Origin of the sequence: Mycobacterium adipatum (genome assembly GCF_001644575.1) — a bacterium.
Classification (GTDB): domain Bacteria; phylum Actinomycetota; class Actinomycetes; order Mycobacteriales; family Mycobacteriaceae; genus Mycobacterium; species Mycobacterium adipatum.
In genome coordinates, this window is record NZ_CP015596.1 from 2,937,366 (window position 1) to 2,953,269 (window position 15,904).

A 15,904-nucleotide genomic window follows, 5' to 3' on the forward strand; every position below is an offset into this window, starting at 1 on the left:
AACCGCTAAGCTTCGGAGTCGTGAATAGACGCGGAAAAATCGTCTGTACCCTCGGCCCGGCGACCTCGACGGACGAATCGGTGCGTGCGCTGGTCGAGGCCGGCATGGACGTGGCACGACTGAATTTCAGCCACGGCGACTACCCCGACCACGAGGAATCGTATCGACGGGTGCGCCAGGCCTCCGATTTCACCGGCCGTGCCGTCGGCATCCTCGCCGACCTGCAGGGGCCCAAGATCCGGCTGGGGCGGTTCGCCGACGGTCCGACGGTGTGGCAGAACGGCGAGACGGTCCGGATCACGGTCGAGGACGTCGCCGGCACCCACGACCGGGTGAGCACCACCTATAAGCGGCTGGCCAAGGACGCCAAACCCGGCGACCGGGTCCTCGTCGACGACGGCAACGTCGGGCTCGTCGTCGAACACATCGACGGTGACGACGTGGTGTGCACCGTCACCGAGGGTGGCAAGGTCAGCAACAACAAGGGCATGTCACTGCCCGGGATGAACGTCTCTGCTCCCGCGCTTTCGGAGAAGGACATCGAGGATCTGGAATTCGCGCTGCGGCTCGGTGTCGACCTCGTCGCCTTGTCGTTCGTGCGTTCACCCGCCGACGTGGAGCTGGTCCACGAGGTCATGGACCGGGTGGGTCGCCGTGTCCCGGTGATCGCCAAGATGGAGAAGCCGGAAGCGATCGAGAATCTCGAGGCGATCGTGCTGGCCTTCGACGCCATCATGGTGGCGCGCGGCGACCTCGGCGTCGAGTTGCCGCTCGAAGAGGTGCCGCTGGTGCAGAAGCGCGCCATCCAGATGGCGCGGGAGAACGCCAAGCCGGTGATCGTCGCCACCCAGATGCTCGAGTCGATGATCGAGAACTCCCGGCCGACCCGAGCGGAGGCCTCCGATGTGGCCAACGCCGTGCTCGACGGCGCCGACGCGGTCATGCTCTCCGGTGAGACCTCGGTGGGCAAGTTCGCGCTGGAGGCCGTGCGGACCATGGGGCGCATCCTGTCGGCGGTCGAGGGGAACTCCACCGAGGCCCCGCCGTTGACCCACGTGCCGCGCACCAAGCGCGGCGTCATCTCCTACGCGGCCCGCGATATCGGCGAGCGGTTGGAGGCCAAGGCGCTGGTGGCGTTCACCCAATCCGGTGACACCGTGCGCCGGTTGGCCCGGCTGCACACCCCGCTGCCCCTGCTGGCGTTCACCGCGCTGCCCGAGGTGCGCAGCCAGCTGGCCCTGACCTGGGGGACCGAGACCTTCATCGTCCCGCACATCGACACCACCGACGGCATGATCCGGCAGGTGGACCAGTCGCTGCTGGATCTGGGCCGCTACAAGCGCGGGGATCTGGTGGTCATCGTCGCAGGCGCACCGCCGGGCACAGTAGGCTCGACCAACCTGATCCACGTACACCGGATCGGGGAGGACGACCACTAACGAGACCGGGCTCCGGCCCAGGAGGCAACGTTGTCAGCCGAGCATCTGGCCGAATTGCTCACGGTGCTCGATCTCACCCCGGTCGGATCCTCCGGTGCCGGCTCGGATGCGTTCACCGGAACGCATCCGAGCCGCAACCCGGTGCGCACGTTCGGTGGGCAGATGATGGCGCAGGCTTTCGTCGCGGCGAGCCGCACGGTGCCCGAGAATCTGCCACCGAGCGCGTTGTCGATGCATTTCATCGCCGGCGGTGATCCCGCGAAAGACCTTGATTTCCAGGTGTTCCGGTTGCGCGACGAACGGCGTTTCGCCAACCGGCGGGTCGACGTCACCCAGGATGGCGCGCTGCTCGGCACGGCGCTGGTCTCGCACCTGGCCGGTGGCCGCGGGTTGGAGCACAACATCGCCGCGCCCGAGGTGCCCGCTCCGCATGGGCTGCCCACCATCGATGAACTGCTGGTGGGCTACGAGGAGACGGTGCCGCATTTCGTCAGCGCGTTGCGGCCCATCCAGTGGCGTTACACCAACGACCCCGCCTGGGTGATGCGCGACAAGGGCGGACAACTCGACCACAATCGGGTCTGGCTGACCGCCGACGGGCCGATGCCCGACGATCCGGTGCTGCACGCCGCGGCGATGGTCTACGCTTCGGACACCACGGTGCTGGATTCGATCATCACCACACACGGTCTGTCCTGGGGTTTCGACCGGATCTTCGCGGTCACGATGAACCATTCGGTGTGGTTTCACCGGCCGATCCGGTTCGACGAGTGGGTGCTGTACGCGACCTCGTCGCCGGTGGCCGCGGATTCCCGCGGGCTGGGCGGCGGGCATTTCTTCAACGAGCGTGGTGAGGCGCTGGCGACGGTGATGCAGGAAGGGATCGTCAAGCACTTTCCGGGACGCTAGCCGCCCGAGAGGCCGTAATCCCGTTCGACGCGCTCGCGGAAGGTGCTCTCGCACTGGAGCTGTGCGGTCCGGTCGGTCCCGGCGCGATCCATGCACCGCACGTAGTCACCCATTCCGGCCTCGGTGAAGAAGCCGATCCAGATCGGAACGAACGCCAATCCGACGATGACGGCCAGTGCGCCCAAACCGATCCCCGCGTTGGCGATGGGGCCGTTGTCCGCTTCCCCGCGCGCCGCCCGGCTGCGCCCGGTGATCCCGAGTGTGACCGCGATCAGTCCGCCGACGATGCCGCCGACGATGCTCCACGAGAACAGCAGCGCCAGCGTGGCGAGCACCAGCGCCCAGCTACCCAGCTCGTTGCGGGACCCGATCGGCGGCGGATATCCCGGATAGGGCGCGTGCGGCGGCGCGGGGTACGGCCCGGGGACACTCATGGATCAGCAGACTACCGGGCCGGGCCCCGGTCCGATCCGAGCCGGATCGTGCGGCAATCCAGGCCGGCGGGTAGGTGATGAGTGGCCACGACGACGGTCCGGTCGGCGGCGATCAGGCTTCCCGGGGTGAGCAGCTCGACGAGCAGGCGATCGCTGTCGGCGGCGTCGAGATGCTCGGTCGGTTCGTCGAGGAGCAGGATGGGGAAGTCGGAGATGAGCGCCCGGGCCAGCAGCAGACGGCGGCGTTGCCCGGCCGACACGGCGGCCGCCCCGCCGCGCAGCATCGTCGTCAGCCCGTCGGGTAGACCGGCCAGCCAGTCACCCAGCCCGACGTCGTGCAGTGCCGCCGTCAACTGATCGTCGGTGGCGTCGCCGCGGCCCACCAGTAGGTTGTCTCGCACCGTGGTGTCGAACAGATGCGCATCCTCGGCGAAGAACGCTGCGGTGAGCGGGTTCTCGGGGTGGTCGGCGGCGATCGCCATCAGCGTGGTGGTCTTACCGCACCCGCTCGGCCCGAGGACGGCCAAACGGTCGCCGGGGGTCAGCCGCACCGGCTCGGTGCCGGGACGTCGTCGGGTCGACGGTGCCGGCGTGGTCAGGTCGGCGAGCCGCTGCGCGGCGATCCGTGAGCGCACCAACTGGGCCGCCGCCCCCGGCAGCGCGGCGGTCGCCTCGAACGCCGAGAGCGGCACCAGCATCAGGATGGCCAGCGACGTCGGGCTGGTGTGACCGGAGATCATGATGCCGGCGATCACCGCGCCAAGTACCGAAATCCCCACCGCCGCCGTCGATATCGCACCGGCGGATGCAGCCGGGATCGCCGCCCGGTCCTGTGCCTGCCCGAGTTCACGGTGTTCCCGTTCGGACTCGGCGATCACCTGGTCCAGTCGGCCCGCGACGCGCAACTCGGCCGCGTGTTCCAGTGCGAGCAGGGTCGCGGTGTCGCGGGCGCTGTGGTGGCGGGCCGCCAGCGCCTCGGTGGCGACGGCGGCCCGGCCCGCCAGGTAGGGCGCGATCACGCCGGACCCCACCAGACAGGCGGCGAGAATCAGGGCCGCCCCGGCCGAGATCGGCGCGATGATGGCGACCGCCGCGGTGGACAGCACTGCGGCCACGCACATCGGCAGGACGGCGCGTACCAGCACGTCGGCGAGATCGTCGACGGCCGCGCCGACCCTGGCCACCAGGTCACCGCTGTGCAGCCGCAGGGCGGTCTCGGCAGGCACCTCCACCAGCTTGCGGTACAGGCCGACACGGGTGTTGCCCGCGGCACGCAATGCGGTGTCGTGGATGGCAAGTCGTTCGCAGTAGCTGAACACCCCGCGAGATATGCCGAGGGCCCGGACGGCCACGACGGCCACCGTGAGGTCGAGCACCGGCGGCATCTGCCAGGCCCGGGTGATCAGCCAGGCCGCGACGGTGGCCAAAGCCAGGGCGCTGCCGAGGGCCAGGGTGCCGAACAGTACCGCCAACAACAGGCGGGGGATGCGGGGCTGCAGCAGTCCCCACACCTCACGGGCAGACATGGGCACCGCCCAGTCGCACGATATCGTCGCCGATGGAAAGCACCGGTGCGCGGTGCCCGATCACCATCACGGTGGCTCCGTCCCGGGCGCGAGCCGAGATCGCTTCGAGCACCCGCGCTTCGGAATCGCTGTCGAGGTGGGCGGTCGGCTCGTCGAGCAGCAGGACCGGCGCCTCGGAGCCCAGCGCGCGTGCCAGACCGAGGCGTTGACGTTGCCCCAACGACAGGCCCGTGCCGCCGCGTCCGATGACCTCGTCGAGCCCTCCGGGCAGGGTGGCCAGCACCTCGTCGAAGGCTGCGGCGCGACACGCCGCGTCGAGATCGGACAGCGGACCGTACAGCTCCAGATTGCTGCGTACCGAGCCCGGGATCAGCGCCGGGCGCTGCGGCAACCAGGCGATCCGCCGCCACCACTGGGCCACGTCGATATCGGCGATGTCGACGCCGTCGATCAACACCCGTCCCGAGGTCGGTTGGGTCAGTCCCAGCACGGCCGCCACGGCGGTGCTTTTGCCGGCCCCGTTGGGGCCGGTGAGCACGGTGACCCGGCCCGGGGAGATGGTGGCACTCAACGCATCCGGAGCCGGGCCGTCCCGTCCGGCCACGGTCAACTCCGCCAGCCGGATCTCGATGTGCGCCGCGGCCGGCGGTCGCGTTCCGGCCGGGTGCCGAGGTTCGGCATCGATCAGCGCCATCGCGGCGTCCGCGGCGGCCTTGCCGTCCTGGGCGGCGTGGAACTGCACGCCGACCCGGCGCAACGGCCAGAACACCTCCGGGGCCAGCAGCAGCGCGGTCAATGCCGCGACGAGCGTCATCTCGCCGAACACCAACCGCAGCCCGACGTTGACCGCGACCAACGCGACACCCAGGGTGGCGATCAGCTCGAGGACGGCCGCCGAGAGGAAGGCGATGCGCAGTGTCTGCATCGCCGAGCGCCGATGCGCGGCACTCAGTTCCGAGATGCGATGCGCGGGACCGGTGGCGCGGCCGAGCGCACGCAGGGTCGGTATCCCGGCGACCAGATCGAGCAACCGGGACTGCAGGGTGGTCATGGCGTTCAGTGCCGCGGCGGATCGTTCGGCGGTCAACCGTCCGATGAGCACCATGAACAGCGGGATGAGCGGCAGCGCGACCGCGACCACCGCAGCAGCCTGAAGATCGGTCACGGCGAGCACCACAACCGTGGCCGGGGTGAGGATTCCGGCCAGGATGACCGCGGGCAGATAGCCGGTGAAATAGGGTCGCAACCCGTCCAGTCCGCGGGTCACCACCACGGTGGCCTCGTCGCGCACCTCGTCCAGCCGTTGCGGGGGCCGCGTGGTCACCGACCGCAGCACCTGGGCGGAGAGTTCACCGATCATCGCGGTGGCGGCGCGCTGGCTCAGGCCGGCCTGCAGGCGTTGCGCGGCCACTCGCACTACCCAGATGCCGCCGAGAATCGCCAGATCGGTGGCCCAGTAGCCGAGGGTGCGGGTGGCCGGGTCGGTGATGATCCCGGCGGCCACCCGAGCCAGCACGCAGGCACCGGCCACCGTCGTGGCGGCGATCACGGCACCGGACAGAACCGCTGCCGTGAGGTAGCGGCGCATCGCGGGGCCTCGGTGCATGGGCGAGCGCTGCGACGGGGAAGGTCGCTCGGGCGAGCGCAGCGACGGGGAATGTCGCTCGGGCGTCACGGTATGCGCGGGGAGAGGCCCGTGGGGTCCGGTATCCGTTCGGCCGAGATCCGTTGCCGGAAAACCCAGTAGGTCCAGCCTTGGTAGACGAGAACCAGCGGGGTGACCAGAACCGCAGCCCAGGTCATGATCTTGAGCGTGTATGCCGAGGACGAGGCGTTGTAGATGGTCAGGCTCCACGCCGGGTCCAGCGTGGACGGGATGAGATTGGGGTACAGGCAGCCGAAGATCAGTACGACCACGGCGATGACCACGGCGGTGGTGGAGCTGAATGCCAGGCCGTCACCGCCGTCGGTGTACACCAGCATCACCACGCTCAGCTGGCACACCACCGCGAATCCGAGGACCAGCCAGGTCCAGTGCGTGCCGTATGCCAGTTGCGTCCACAGCCCGAAGACGAGCAGCACCGCGGTCACCGGGAGCGCCAGCCGACGCGAGTACCTGCGCGCGTCGGAACGCACTGCGCCTTCGGTTTTCAGTGTCACGAACACCGCGCCGTGCAGCAGGAACAGTCCGCAGGTCGACAATCCGCCGAGGACTGTGTACGGATTGAGCACATCTGTCCAGCCCAGCGCGACCTGCTGGTCGGCGTCCACCGGCAGACCGCGCAGCAGTGCGGCGAACGTCAACCCCCAGAGCACCGCCGGCACCCACGACCCGACCGCGATCGCGATATCGGCTCGGCGCCGCCAGGTCGGATCGTCGACCTTGCCGCGCCACTCGATGGCGCAGATCCGGACGATCATCGCGAAAAGGATGGCCAGCAGGGGTAAGTACAGGCCAGAGAACAAGGTGGCGTACATGGCGGGGAACGCGGCGAACATCGCGCCGCCGGCGGTGATCAGCCACACCTCGTTACCGTCCCAGACCGGGCCGATGGTGTTGAGCACCGCACGCCGGTGTTTCTCGGGATCGCCGGTGGCCGTCCTGCCGAAGACCGCCATCAGCATCCCGACGCCGAAGTCGAAACCCTCCAGTACCAGGAAACCCACGAACAGTACGGCCAGCGTGACGAACCAGAAGATCTGAAGATTCATGGTGCGCCTCCTAATACGCGAACGAGAGCGGGGCGACTTCGTCCTCGCCGGGTGGGCTCGGTGGGATCGGTTCGGTGTCGTGCTCGAGCGGACCCTCCACGACATAGCGCCGGATGAGCCAGAACCAGATCACCGCCAGCACCGCATAGATGGCGGTGAAGATGATCAGCGAGGTCACCACCATGCCCGTCGAGTGGTGCGAGACACCTTGGGAGACGGTCAGTCGTAGCACCGGATCGCCGGTCGGGTTGGGCGCGACCACCCAGGGCTGGCGGCCCATCTCGGTGAACACCCAGCCGGCACTGTTGGCCAGGAACGGCGTCGGCAACGTCGCCAGCGCGAACATCGCGAACCAGCGTTGTCGGGGTATCCGGCCGCCGCGGGTGAGCCACAACGCGGTCACGGCGAAAAGCATTGGTATCGCTAAAAATCCGATCATCGCGCGGAATGACCAGTAGGTGACGAACAGGTTCGGACGGTAGTCGCCCGGGCCGAACTTCTGCTCATACGCGGCCTGTAGATCCTGAACGCCCTGCAGTTCGACGCCGCTGAACTTGCCCTCGGCCAGGAACGGCAATACGTAGGGCACCTCGATGAGGTGGGTGACGCTGTCGCAGTTGTTGTGTGTACCGACGGTGAGGACGGAGAAGTTGGGGTCGACCTCGGTGTGGCACAAGGACTCGGCGGAGGCCATCTTCATGGGCTGCTGCTGGAACATCAGCTTGCCCTGCACGTCGCCGGTGAAGGTCAACGCCGCCGCGGAGGCGAAAGCGACGAGGCAGCCCAGGATGACGGCCGGGCGGTGCATGCTGCGGGCATCGGGACTGTCGGGGTCGCGAACCATCCACCATGCGCAGATTCCCGCGACGAATGTCCCGGCCACCAGGAAGGCGCCGGCCACCGCGTGCGGAAAGGCCGCCAGCGCAGTGTTGTTGGTGAACAGGTCGACGATGCTGGTCAGTTCGGCGCGACCGGTCTCCGGGTTGTAGCGCGCACCGACCGGGTGCTGCATGAAGGAGTTCGCGGCGATGATGAAGAACGCCGAGGCGTTGACGGCGAGGGCGACGATCCAGATGCACGCCAGATGGACCAGCTTGGGAAGTCGGGTCCAGCCGAAGATCCACAGGCCCAGGAAGGTCGACTCGAAGAAGAAAGCGACCAGGCCCTCCATGGCCAACGGAGCGCCGAAGACATCGCCGACGAATCGGGAGTATTCGCTCCAGTTCATCCCGAACTGGAATTCCTGGACGATGCCGGTCGCGACCCCGAGTGCGAAGTTGATCAGGAACAGCTTGCCGAAGAACCGGGTCAACCGATACCAGGCGGTGTTGTCGGTGATGACCCACATCGTCTGGAACACGGCGATCAGGGGTGCCAGGCCGATCGTGAGCGGTACGAAGATGAAGTGGTAGACGGTGGTGATGCCGAACTGCCACCGTGCGACGTCGAGCGCTTCCATGTGCACCAACTTCTCGGCTGCGGGTCGAGCCTCGTCGCTCGACTACGACAAAGTGTAGTAGACCTCTTTCTCCCGTGCCCAGCGATCGTGGCGCGGATAACTCAGCTGGTCGGCGCGGACACCGCGGGGGCCGGGGGTTCGGCCGGCGGTGCCGCGGGCGTGGTGGGCGCGAGTTTCTTGGACGCGGACCGGATACCGAACGCGGTGACGACCTCCACGACTCCGATGACGATGAGCCAGATGCCGGTGACCAGGGCCAGTGTCCCGATCGACTCGAATGGCGAGCCCAGCACCACGATGCCGGCAACCAGGCTGATCACACCGACGAAAATGTTCCAACCACGCCCGGGCAGCGTCGGGTCGCTGATCGCCGACACCGCCGTTGCGACGCCACGGAAGATGAATCCGATACCGATCCAGATGGCCAGCAGCAGCACGGCGTCGAAGAGGTGCCGGAACGACAGCACCGCCAGGATCACCGATGCGGCACCGCTGATGAACAGCAGCACCCGGCCACCGGCCGACACGTGCAGGCTGAACGCGAACACCACCTGAGCGATCCCGGTGACCAGCAGGTAGGCCCCGAAGAAGATGGCGGCCACCAGGATGGAGATGCCCGGCCAGGCGACCACGGCGACACCGAGGCCGACGGCCAGCACGCCCGAGACCAGGGTCGCTTTCCACAGTTGTGGCAACAAGGTTGGGGGAGCGGCGGTTTGCATGGGGTGAGTGTCGCACAGGATGGGGTCGGCCGGTCTGAAATCCTCATCAGCCCCCTGGGCCGGGAACGCCCCGGCGGTGGCCCGAAACCGCCCGCGACAGTAGCCATGTCCCGGCGCGAGGTGCTGATTCCGCAGGCCGGAAAGGCGCCCCGGACGGACTGCAATTTGATGAGGACTGCGGCGTTCTCCTGCTTCGACGTTACGGCTCCACTACTGTTCCGTTACCGGCGCTGCGCGTCGGGCCATCGGTGGTTAACGTCCTTGGCTGGAGATGTCGACAGACGACACTGTGACAACTCATAAAAGAAAGTAGAGGGATACCGTGTTTGGTGGAATCCAGGACCGGACCAAGTTCTGGCGCGTCGCTGCCGTCATGGTCGCGTCCGGCGCGCTGGCGCTGTCCGGCTGTTCGAGCTCGGAGCCCAGTGGCGGCGAAGAGTCGCCGACCGCGGCCGCCCCGGCCGACAAGGTGGAGGCGATCGCGAACACCGTGCCGGAGGCCATCAAGGCTTCGGGCAAGCTGATCGTCGGCGTGAACATTCCGTACGCGCCCAATGAGTTCAAGGATGAGTCGGGCAAGATCGTCGGGTTCGACGTGGACCTGATGAACGCCGTCGCCGGCACGCTCGGGCTGACCCCCGAGTACCGCGAGTCCGATTTCTCGAAGATCATCCCCTCCATCCAAGGCGGCACCTTCAACGTCGGCATGTCGTCCTTCACCGACAGCAAGGAACGCGAGCAGCAGGTCGACTTCGTCACCTACTTCTCCGCGGGCACGCTGTGGGCGCAGCCGACGGGTGGCTCCATCGACCCGGAGAATGCCTGCGGCAAGAAGGTCGCAGTGCAGGCGACCACTGTGCAGGAGACCGACGAGCTGCCCGCGCGGAGCAAGAAATGCACCGACGCCGGGCAACCCGCGATCGAGATCGTTCCGTTCGACAGCCAGGATGCGGCCACCAACGCCGTCGTGCTGGGGCAGGCGGATGCGATGTCGGCGGACTCGCCGGTCACGCTGTACGCGATCAAGCAGACCAACGGCAAGCTCGAGCAGGCCGGTGAGACCTTCGATTCCGCGCCCTACGGCTGGCCGGTGGAGAAAGGCTCCCCGCTGGCGCAGTCCCTGCTGCAGGCACTGGAGCACCTGATCGAGTCCGGAAAGTACAAGGAGATCGCGGCGAACTGGGGCCTGGAAGAGGGCATGATCGACAAGCCGGTGATCAACGGCGCGGTCTCCTAAGAGAATCCGACACCCATGACTGATGCCGGTTCGCCGCCACCGTCCAGCCCGCCGGAGGCCATTGACGCGGTCCCGCTGCGCCATCCCTGGAGGTGGGTGGCGGCGACCGTCATCATCGTGGTGGTCGCCCTCTTTCTCTACGGAGCCGCGACCAACCCGGCCTACGGGTGGTCCACGTTCGCCAAATATCTGTTCAACGAGCGGATCCTGCTCGGTGTGTTCAACACCCTGCAATTGACCGTGTACTCGATGGTCATCGGTGTTGTACTCGGGGTGATTCTCACCGTGATGCGGCTGTCGTCGAATCCGGTGCTCAGTGCGGTCGCGTGGGTCTTCCTCTGGATCTTCCGCGGCACCCCGGTGTACGTGCAGCTGGTGTTCTGGGGTCTGATGCCGACGATCTACCAGAAGATCCAGTTGGGCGTGCCGTTCGGTCCGACGTTCTTCCAATTCGATCTGCAGAGCTTGTCGTTCCCGTTCGCGCTGGCGGTCATCGGCCTGGCGCTCAACGAGGCGGCCTATATGGCAGAGATCGTCCGCGCCGGCATCATGTCGGTGCCCGAGGGGCAGCTGGAAGCCTCGACGGCACTGGGCATGTCGTGGGGCCTGGCGATGCGCCGCACCGTGCTGCCGCAGGCGATGCGGGTCATCATTCCGCCGACCGGCAACGAATTGATCAGCCTGCTCAAGACGACCTCGCTGGTCACCGCGGTGCCCTACGCGCTGGATGTCTACGGGATCGCCACCCGTGAGATCGCCGCCCGCATCTTCGAACCGGTTCCGCTGCTCCTGGTGGCGGCGACCTGGTACCTGGCGATCACCAGCGTCCTGATGGTCGGCCAGTACTACCTGGAGCGCTACTTCTCCCGCGGGGCGTCGCGCAAGCTGACCTCCAAGCAACTTGAGGCGCTGGCCAAGGCGCAGATGGGTACCTTGCCGTGACCGAATCTTCCGCCACCGCGGCCGCTCACCCGATGGTGAAGGCCGAACTGGTCTGCAAGGACTTCGGCGCACTCAAGGTGCTCAAGGGCATCACACTGGAGGTGCAGAAGGGGCAGGTGCTGGTGCTCGTCGGGCCCTCGGGCTCCGGCAAATCCACCTTTCTGCGTTGTATCAATCACCTGGAGACGGTCAGTGCCGGCCGGCTCTATGTGGACGGGGCCCTGGTCGGCTACAACGAGCGCGGCGGCAAGCTCTACGAGATGAAGCCCCGCGAGGTCGCCAAGCAGCGACGCGATGTGGGCATGGTGTTTCAGCACTTCAATCTGTTCCCGCACCGGACCGCGCTGGGCAATGTGGTGGAGGCCCCCACCCAGGTGAAGCGGCTGAACAAGAAGCAGGTGACCGAGCGGGCGATGGACCTGCTCGATCAGGTGGGACTGGCCGACAAGGCCACCGCATATCCGGCGCAGTTGTCCGGCGGCCAGCAGCAGCGGGTGGCGATCGCGCGGGCGCTGGCCATGAGCCCCAAGCTGATGCTCTTCGACGAGCCCACCTCGGCATTGGATCCGGAGTTGGTCGGAGAGGTCCTGGCGGTGATGAAAAAGCTTGCCGCCGAGGGTATGACGATGGTGGTCGTGACCCATGAGATGGGGTTCGCGCGGGAGGTCGCCGACGAGCTGGTCTTCATGGACGGCGGCGTCGTCGTCGAACGCGGCGATCCCGGCGAGATCATGAGCAACCCGCAGCACGAGCGGACGAAGGCCTTTCTGTCCAAGGTCATGTAGGCATGGCCGAGTCGGTGGACCCGGCGGCACCCCTGTGGCGGGCCGCCCAGGTGTTCCGGCTACTCAGTTGGACCTACGCTCTGTACTTCCAGGTTTCCAAGAACGCCGAGTTGGACCGGCCGGTGCTGGGCTGGGTGCTCTTCGGCGTCCTGACCGGGTGGTCGGTGGCATGCGGGATCGCCTACCTGCGGGGCTTCGGGCGGCGCCGGGGGTGGGTGATCGCCGAGGCCGTCGTGGTGATCGCGCTGATGGCTGCCACGGTGGTCGTGGCACCGGAGCCCTGGGTGCAGGCCAACCAATCGCTGCCGACCACGCTGTGGGCGACCAACGCGGTGGTGTCGGCGGCCATCCTGGCCGGCCCGGTGGCCGGCATGGGTATGGGCTTGGCGGTGATGGCCACCGCCGCGGCGCTCAAGGGCGCGATCGCGGTCGACCTGGTGCGCAGCCCGACCATCCTGATCGAGCTCAGCGTGGGCCTCGCGATCGGTATGGCCGCGACCACGGCGCGGCGTGCCCACGCCGAGGTGGAAAAGGCGGCGCGGCTTGCCGCGGCGCTGGCCGAGCGGGAGCGACTGGCCCGGCACGTGCACGACGGCGTGTTGCAGGTGCTGGCGATGGTGGCCCGCCGTGGACGCGAAATAGGTGGCGAGACAGCACAATTGGCGCAGTCGGCCAGTGAGCAGGAACGTGCGCTGCGCCGACTGCTCAGCGCTGTCGATATCGAACCGCAGGGGATGGCGGACGCAGACGGCGATCTCGGTTCGATGTTGCGCCGCCATGCCAGCGACCGGGTATCGGTGAGCGTGCCGGCCGCCGCGGTGTATCTCGATCCGTTGGTGGCCGCCGAGCTCGAGGCCGCGGTCGTCAACGCCCTCACCAATGTCGAACGGCATGCCGGGCCCGAGGCGCGCGCTTACGTCTTGCTGGAGGATCTCGGCAGCGAAGTGGTGGTCAGCATCCGCGACGACGGGCCGGGGATCCCGGCGGGCAGACTGGAGGCAGCGGTCGTTGAGGGGCGGGTGGGTGTGAGCAAATCGATCAGGGGGCGGCTGGCGGCGCTGGGCGGGCGAGCGGAACTGACCACTCCGGCCGGGGGCGGCACCGAGTGGGAGTTCACGGTGCCGAGAGCGGCGGGCCGGCGGTGAACGCCGCGACGGTGACCGTGATGGTGGTCGACGACCATCCCATTTGGCGTGACGCGGTGGCGCGCGATCTCGCCGAGGCCGGATTCGAGGTGGTGGCCACCGCGGATGGCGTCGCATCCGCACGCCGGCGGGCCGAGGTGGTGCAGCCGGGCGTGGTGGTGATGGACATGCAGCTGGCAGACGGGACCGGCGCACAGGCCACCATCGAGGTTCTGGCGGTGTCACCGTCGTCGCGCATCCTGGTGCTCTCGGCATCGGACGAGCGCGCCGACGTGCTGGAGGCGGTGAAGGCGGGTGCGACGGGATACCTGGTCAAGAGTGCGTCGAAAATCGAACTGGGCGAAGCAGTTCGGGCGACGGCGGCCGGGCGTGCGGTTTTCACGCCGGGGCTTGCCGGACTGGTGCTGGGGGAGTACCGGCGCATCGCCCAACAACCCGACGCCGTCCCCGCCGGGGCGCCGGTGCCCAGTCTGACCGACCGGGAGACCGAGATCCTGCGCCACGTGGCGAAGGGGCTCACCGCCAAGCAGATCGCCGCACGGCTCTCGCTGAGTCATCGCACCGTGGAGAACCACGTGCAGGCCACCTTCCGCAAGTTGCAGGTCGCCAACCGGGTGGAGGCGACCCGCTACGCGATCGAACACGGGCTGGACCGGGACTCCGATACCTAGACCGACGCCCAACCGGAGTAGTCCTACTCATCCGTTCCGGGCCCGCCATGGGCGACGATGTCAGGCATGACCGAACCTCAGCAGGTGCTCGCGCGGCTGTCCGCCGACTTCGTGGCGATATCGCAGCAGTTGACGCGTGCCTCGGCCGAATTGACCCAGTTGGCCGCGACGCTGGGCGAGAGCACCCCGGTGTCCGCGCAGCCCGCCGCCCCGCCGGCTCCGTGGACGTACGCGCAGTATCAGCAGTACTACTCGCAATACCCCCAGGTCCAGTACCCGCCGTACCCGCCGTATCAGCAGCAGGCGCCGGCGCCCCGGGCTGCGGTGCCGGCGACCGCCGGTGCCTCCGGTGCCGCGGGCGCCGAGGCGCCGAAAGCCGGCTCGCAGAACTGGATCGGCAAGGCCCTGGCCGCCGCCGGTGTGGCGGTGACGCTGATCGGTGTGGTGCTGCTGGTGGTACTGGCCGCGCAGGCCGGTCTGCTTGCGCCGCCGGTGCGGGTCGCCGCCGGCGCGGTGCTCGCCGGCGGTTTGATCGCGGGCGCCCTTGCGCTCTACGCCCGCCCCGATGGCAGGCTCGGGGCGATCGCGTTGGCCGCCACCGGTATCGGCGGTGCCTATATCGATGTCATCGCGGTGACGACCATCTATCAGTGGCTGCCCGCGGCGGCCGGCCTGGTGATCTCGGCGGGGATCGCCGGCGGCGGCCTGACCCTGGCCCGCCGCTGGGATTCCGAGCACCTTGCCCTGCTGGTGCTGGTGCCGCTGACGGTGCTGGCGCCGGTGGTGGTCGGCGATCTGACACTGCTGCTCATCGGATTCATGCTGGCGCTCTCGGCGGCGACCCTTCCGGTGCAGGTGGGCCGCGACTGGACCTGGATGTATGCCGCGCGTACTGCCGCGGGCAGCGGCTCGGTGCTGCTCGCACTCGTCGGTGCCGCCTTCGGCTCCGGGCAGCATCTGTGGCTGGCCGCGGCCGCCGCGATCGCTGCGTTGCTGGCCATCGGTTCGGCGCTGATCCTGTTGCCGCACAGCGGGCACCGCACCGCTATGGCGCTGCTGGCGGCGGCGGGCGTGCTGCCCGTCCTCGGGGTCTCGGCAGCGGTGGACCGGATGCCGGCCGCGCTCATCATCGCGGCCGTGGCCGGCGCGGTGCTGGCGGTCGTGCTGCTCGGCGAGAAGTGGCCGGGGATGACACCGGCGGTGCGGCAGGTGTGGTCGGCGCTTTCGGCAGTCGCGGCTCTGGTGGCCGTCGGCGTCGCCTTCGACGGTGAGGTGGCCGGGCCGGTGCTGCTCGCGCTGGCGGTGGTGGTGGCGGTCGCCGGACGACACAGTGCGGCCGCCCAGTGCGCGGCGCTGGGCTTCGGCGCCGTCGGCGGCCTGTACTTTCTGGCGTTGGCGGGCCCGGAGACGCTGAGCACGGCGACGGTGATGCCGGTTCCCGAGGCCGTCTCGGTGCTGGTGTCCAGTGTGCTGCTGACCCTGTATGCGCTGGCTCAGACCTGGTCGCTGGCGCGGCGCCGCGATGCCGATACCGGCCGGGTGCTGATAGCGATCGCGGCGGTGGTGATCGCCTATGCCGTGACGGTCTTCACGGTGACCGCAGGGGTGCTGATCGGGGGTACCGGTGGCGGATTCCTGGCCGGGCACATGACCGCGACCATCTCCTGGATCGTGTTGGCGGCCGGGCTTTTCGGATATGCCACGAAGCTGGATCGGGCGGACCGCTCGGTGCCGATCGGCGGCGGAATGGCGCTGGTGGCCGCGGCGGTGGCCAAACTGTTCCTTTTCGACCTCGGCACGCTGGACGGCATCTTCCGGGTCGCGGTGTTCATTGTCGTCGGGCTGGTGCTGCTGGGTATGGGCGCGGGTTACGCGCGGCTGCTCACCCAGCAGGATCAGCAGCGAAACGAGCCATAATTCTGG

14 protein-coding genes are annotated in these 15,904 nt (G+C 68.2%); 8 read left to right on the plus strand and 6 right to left on the minus strand.

Annotation, left to right across the window (positions count from 1 at the left end; translation table 11 throughout):
- Positions 1 to 20 precede the first annotated feature (20 nt).
- Both pyk and A7U43_RS13940 read left to right on the plus strand, forming a co-directional pair.
- Positions 21 to 1,439, plus strand: coding sequence for a pyruvate kinase (gene pyk / locus A7U43_RS13935; protein ID WP_067996137.1), 1,419 nt, complete (start codon positions 21 to 23; stop codon positions 1,437 to 1,439).
- A 30-nt stretch (positions 1,440 to 1,469) separates the two neighbouring features.
- Positions 1,470 to 2,348: an acyl-CoA thioesterase II gene (locus A7U43_RS13940; protein ID WP_067996140.1), complete on the plus strand. Its 879-nt coding sequence runs from the start codon at positions 1,470 to 1,472 to the stop codon at positions 2,346 to 2,348.
- Here the strand turns inward: A7U43_RS13940 and A7U43_RS13945 are convergent.
- The 6 genes from A7U43_RS13945 to A7U43_RS13970 all read right to left on the minus strand — a co-directional run bounded on the left by A7U43_RS13945 (position 2,345) and on the right by A7U43_RS13970 (position 9,219).
- The gene (locus A7U43_RS13945; protein ID WP_067996143.1) at positions 2,345 to 2,782 is read right to left on the minus strand and encodes a DUF4190 domain-containing protein; all 438 of its coding nucleotides are present in this window, start codon (positions 2,780 to 2,782) and stop codon (positions 2,345 to 2,347) included. The genes A7U43_RS13940 and A7U43_RS13945 overlap by 4 nt on opposite strands.
- Positions 2,783 to 2,793: 11 nt before the next feature.
- Complete coding sequence (locus A7U43_RS13950; protein ID WP_067996146.1) at positions 2,794 to 4,308, minus strand: ATP-binding cassette domain-containing protein; 1,515 nt, start codon at positions 4,306 to 4,308, stop codon at positions 2,794 to 2,796.
- Complete coding sequence (cydD, locus tag A7U43_RS13955) at positions 4,295 to 5,896, minus strand: thiol reductant ABC exporter subunit CydD (protein ID WP_068002692.1); 1,602 nt, start codon at positions 5,894 to 5,896, stop codon at positions 4,295 to 4,297. Before cydD ends, A7U43_RS13950 begins: the two co-directional genes overlap by 14 nt.
- Before the next feature lie 83 nt (positions 5,897 to 5,979).
- Positions 5,980 to 7,020, minus strand: a complete 1,041-nt coding sequence (gene cydB, locus A7U43_RS13960) for a cytochrome d ubiquinol oxidase subunit II (protein ID WP_067996149.1) — start codon at positions 7,018 to 7,020, stop codon at positions 5,980 to 5,982.
- Between the two features lie 10 nt (positions 7,021 to 7,030).
- Positions 7,031 to 8,479 (minus strand): cytochrome ubiquinol oxidase subunit I, encoded by a 1,449-nt coding sequence (locus A7U43_RS13965; protein WP_067996152.1) that lies wholly within the window; start codon positions 8,477 to 8,479, stop codon positions 7,031 to 7,033.
- 101 nt (positions 8,480 to 8,580) lie between these two features.
- Positions 8,581 to 9,219 carry an HdeD family acid-resistance protein gene (locus tag A7U43_RS13970; protein WP_082902136.1) on the minus strand — a complete coding sequence of 213 codons (639 nt, stop codon included), beginning with the start codon at positions 9,217 to 9,219 and terminating at the stop codon, positions 8,581 to 8,583.
- 355 nt (positions 9,220 to 9,574) lie between these two features.
- On the opposite strand from A7U43_RS13970, the gene A7U43_RS13975 reads away from it, so the two are divergent.
- From A7U43_RS13975 to A7U43_RS14000, 6 genes are all read left to right on the plus strand, one after another.
- Complete coding sequence (locus tag A7U43_RS13975) at positions 9,575 to 10,438, plus strand: ABC transporter substrate-binding protein (RefSeq protein WP_156526120.1); 864 nt, start codon at positions 9,575 to 9,577, stop codon at positions 10,436 to 10,438.
- Between the two features lie 15 nt (positions 10,439 to 10,453).
- The gene (locus A7U43_RS13980) at positions 10,454 to 11,380 is read left to right on the plus strand and encodes an amino acid ABC transporter permease (protein WP_067996164.1); all 927 of its coding nucleotides are present in this window, start codon (positions 10,454 to 10,456) and stop codon (positions 11,378 to 11,380) included.
- Between the two features lie 32 nt (positions 11,381 to 11,412).
- Positions 11,413 to 12,165, plus strand: coding sequence for an amino acid ABC transporter ATP-binding protein (locus tag A7U43_RS13985; protein WP_068002695.1), 753 nt, complete (start codon positions 11,413 to 11,415; stop codon positions 12,163 to 12,165).
- A gap of 2 nt (positions 12,166 to 12,167) precedes the next feature.
- Positions 12,168 to 13,310: a MacS family sensor histidine kinase gene (macS, locus tag A7U43_RS13990; protein ID WP_067996167.1), complete on the plus strand. Its 1,143-nt coding sequence runs from the start codon at positions 12,168 to 12,170 to the stop codon at positions 13,308 to 13,310.
- 20 nt (positions 13,311 to 13,330) lie between these two features.
- Positions 13,331 to 13,981 (plus strand): LuxR C-terminal-related transcriptional regulator, encoded by a 651-nt coding sequence (locus A7U43_RS13995; RefSeq protein ID WP_068002698.1) that lies wholly within the window; start codon positions 13,331 to 13,333, stop codon positions 13,979 to 13,981.
- Between the two features lie 66 nt (positions 13,982 to 14,047).
- Positions 14,048 to 15,898, plus strand: a complete 1,851-nt coding sequence (locus A7U43_RS14000; RefSeq protein WP_067996168.1) for a DUF2339 domain-containing protein — start codon at positions 14,048 to 14,050, stop codon at positions 15,896 to 15,898.
- Positions 15,899 to 15,904: the final 6 nt, after the last annotated feature.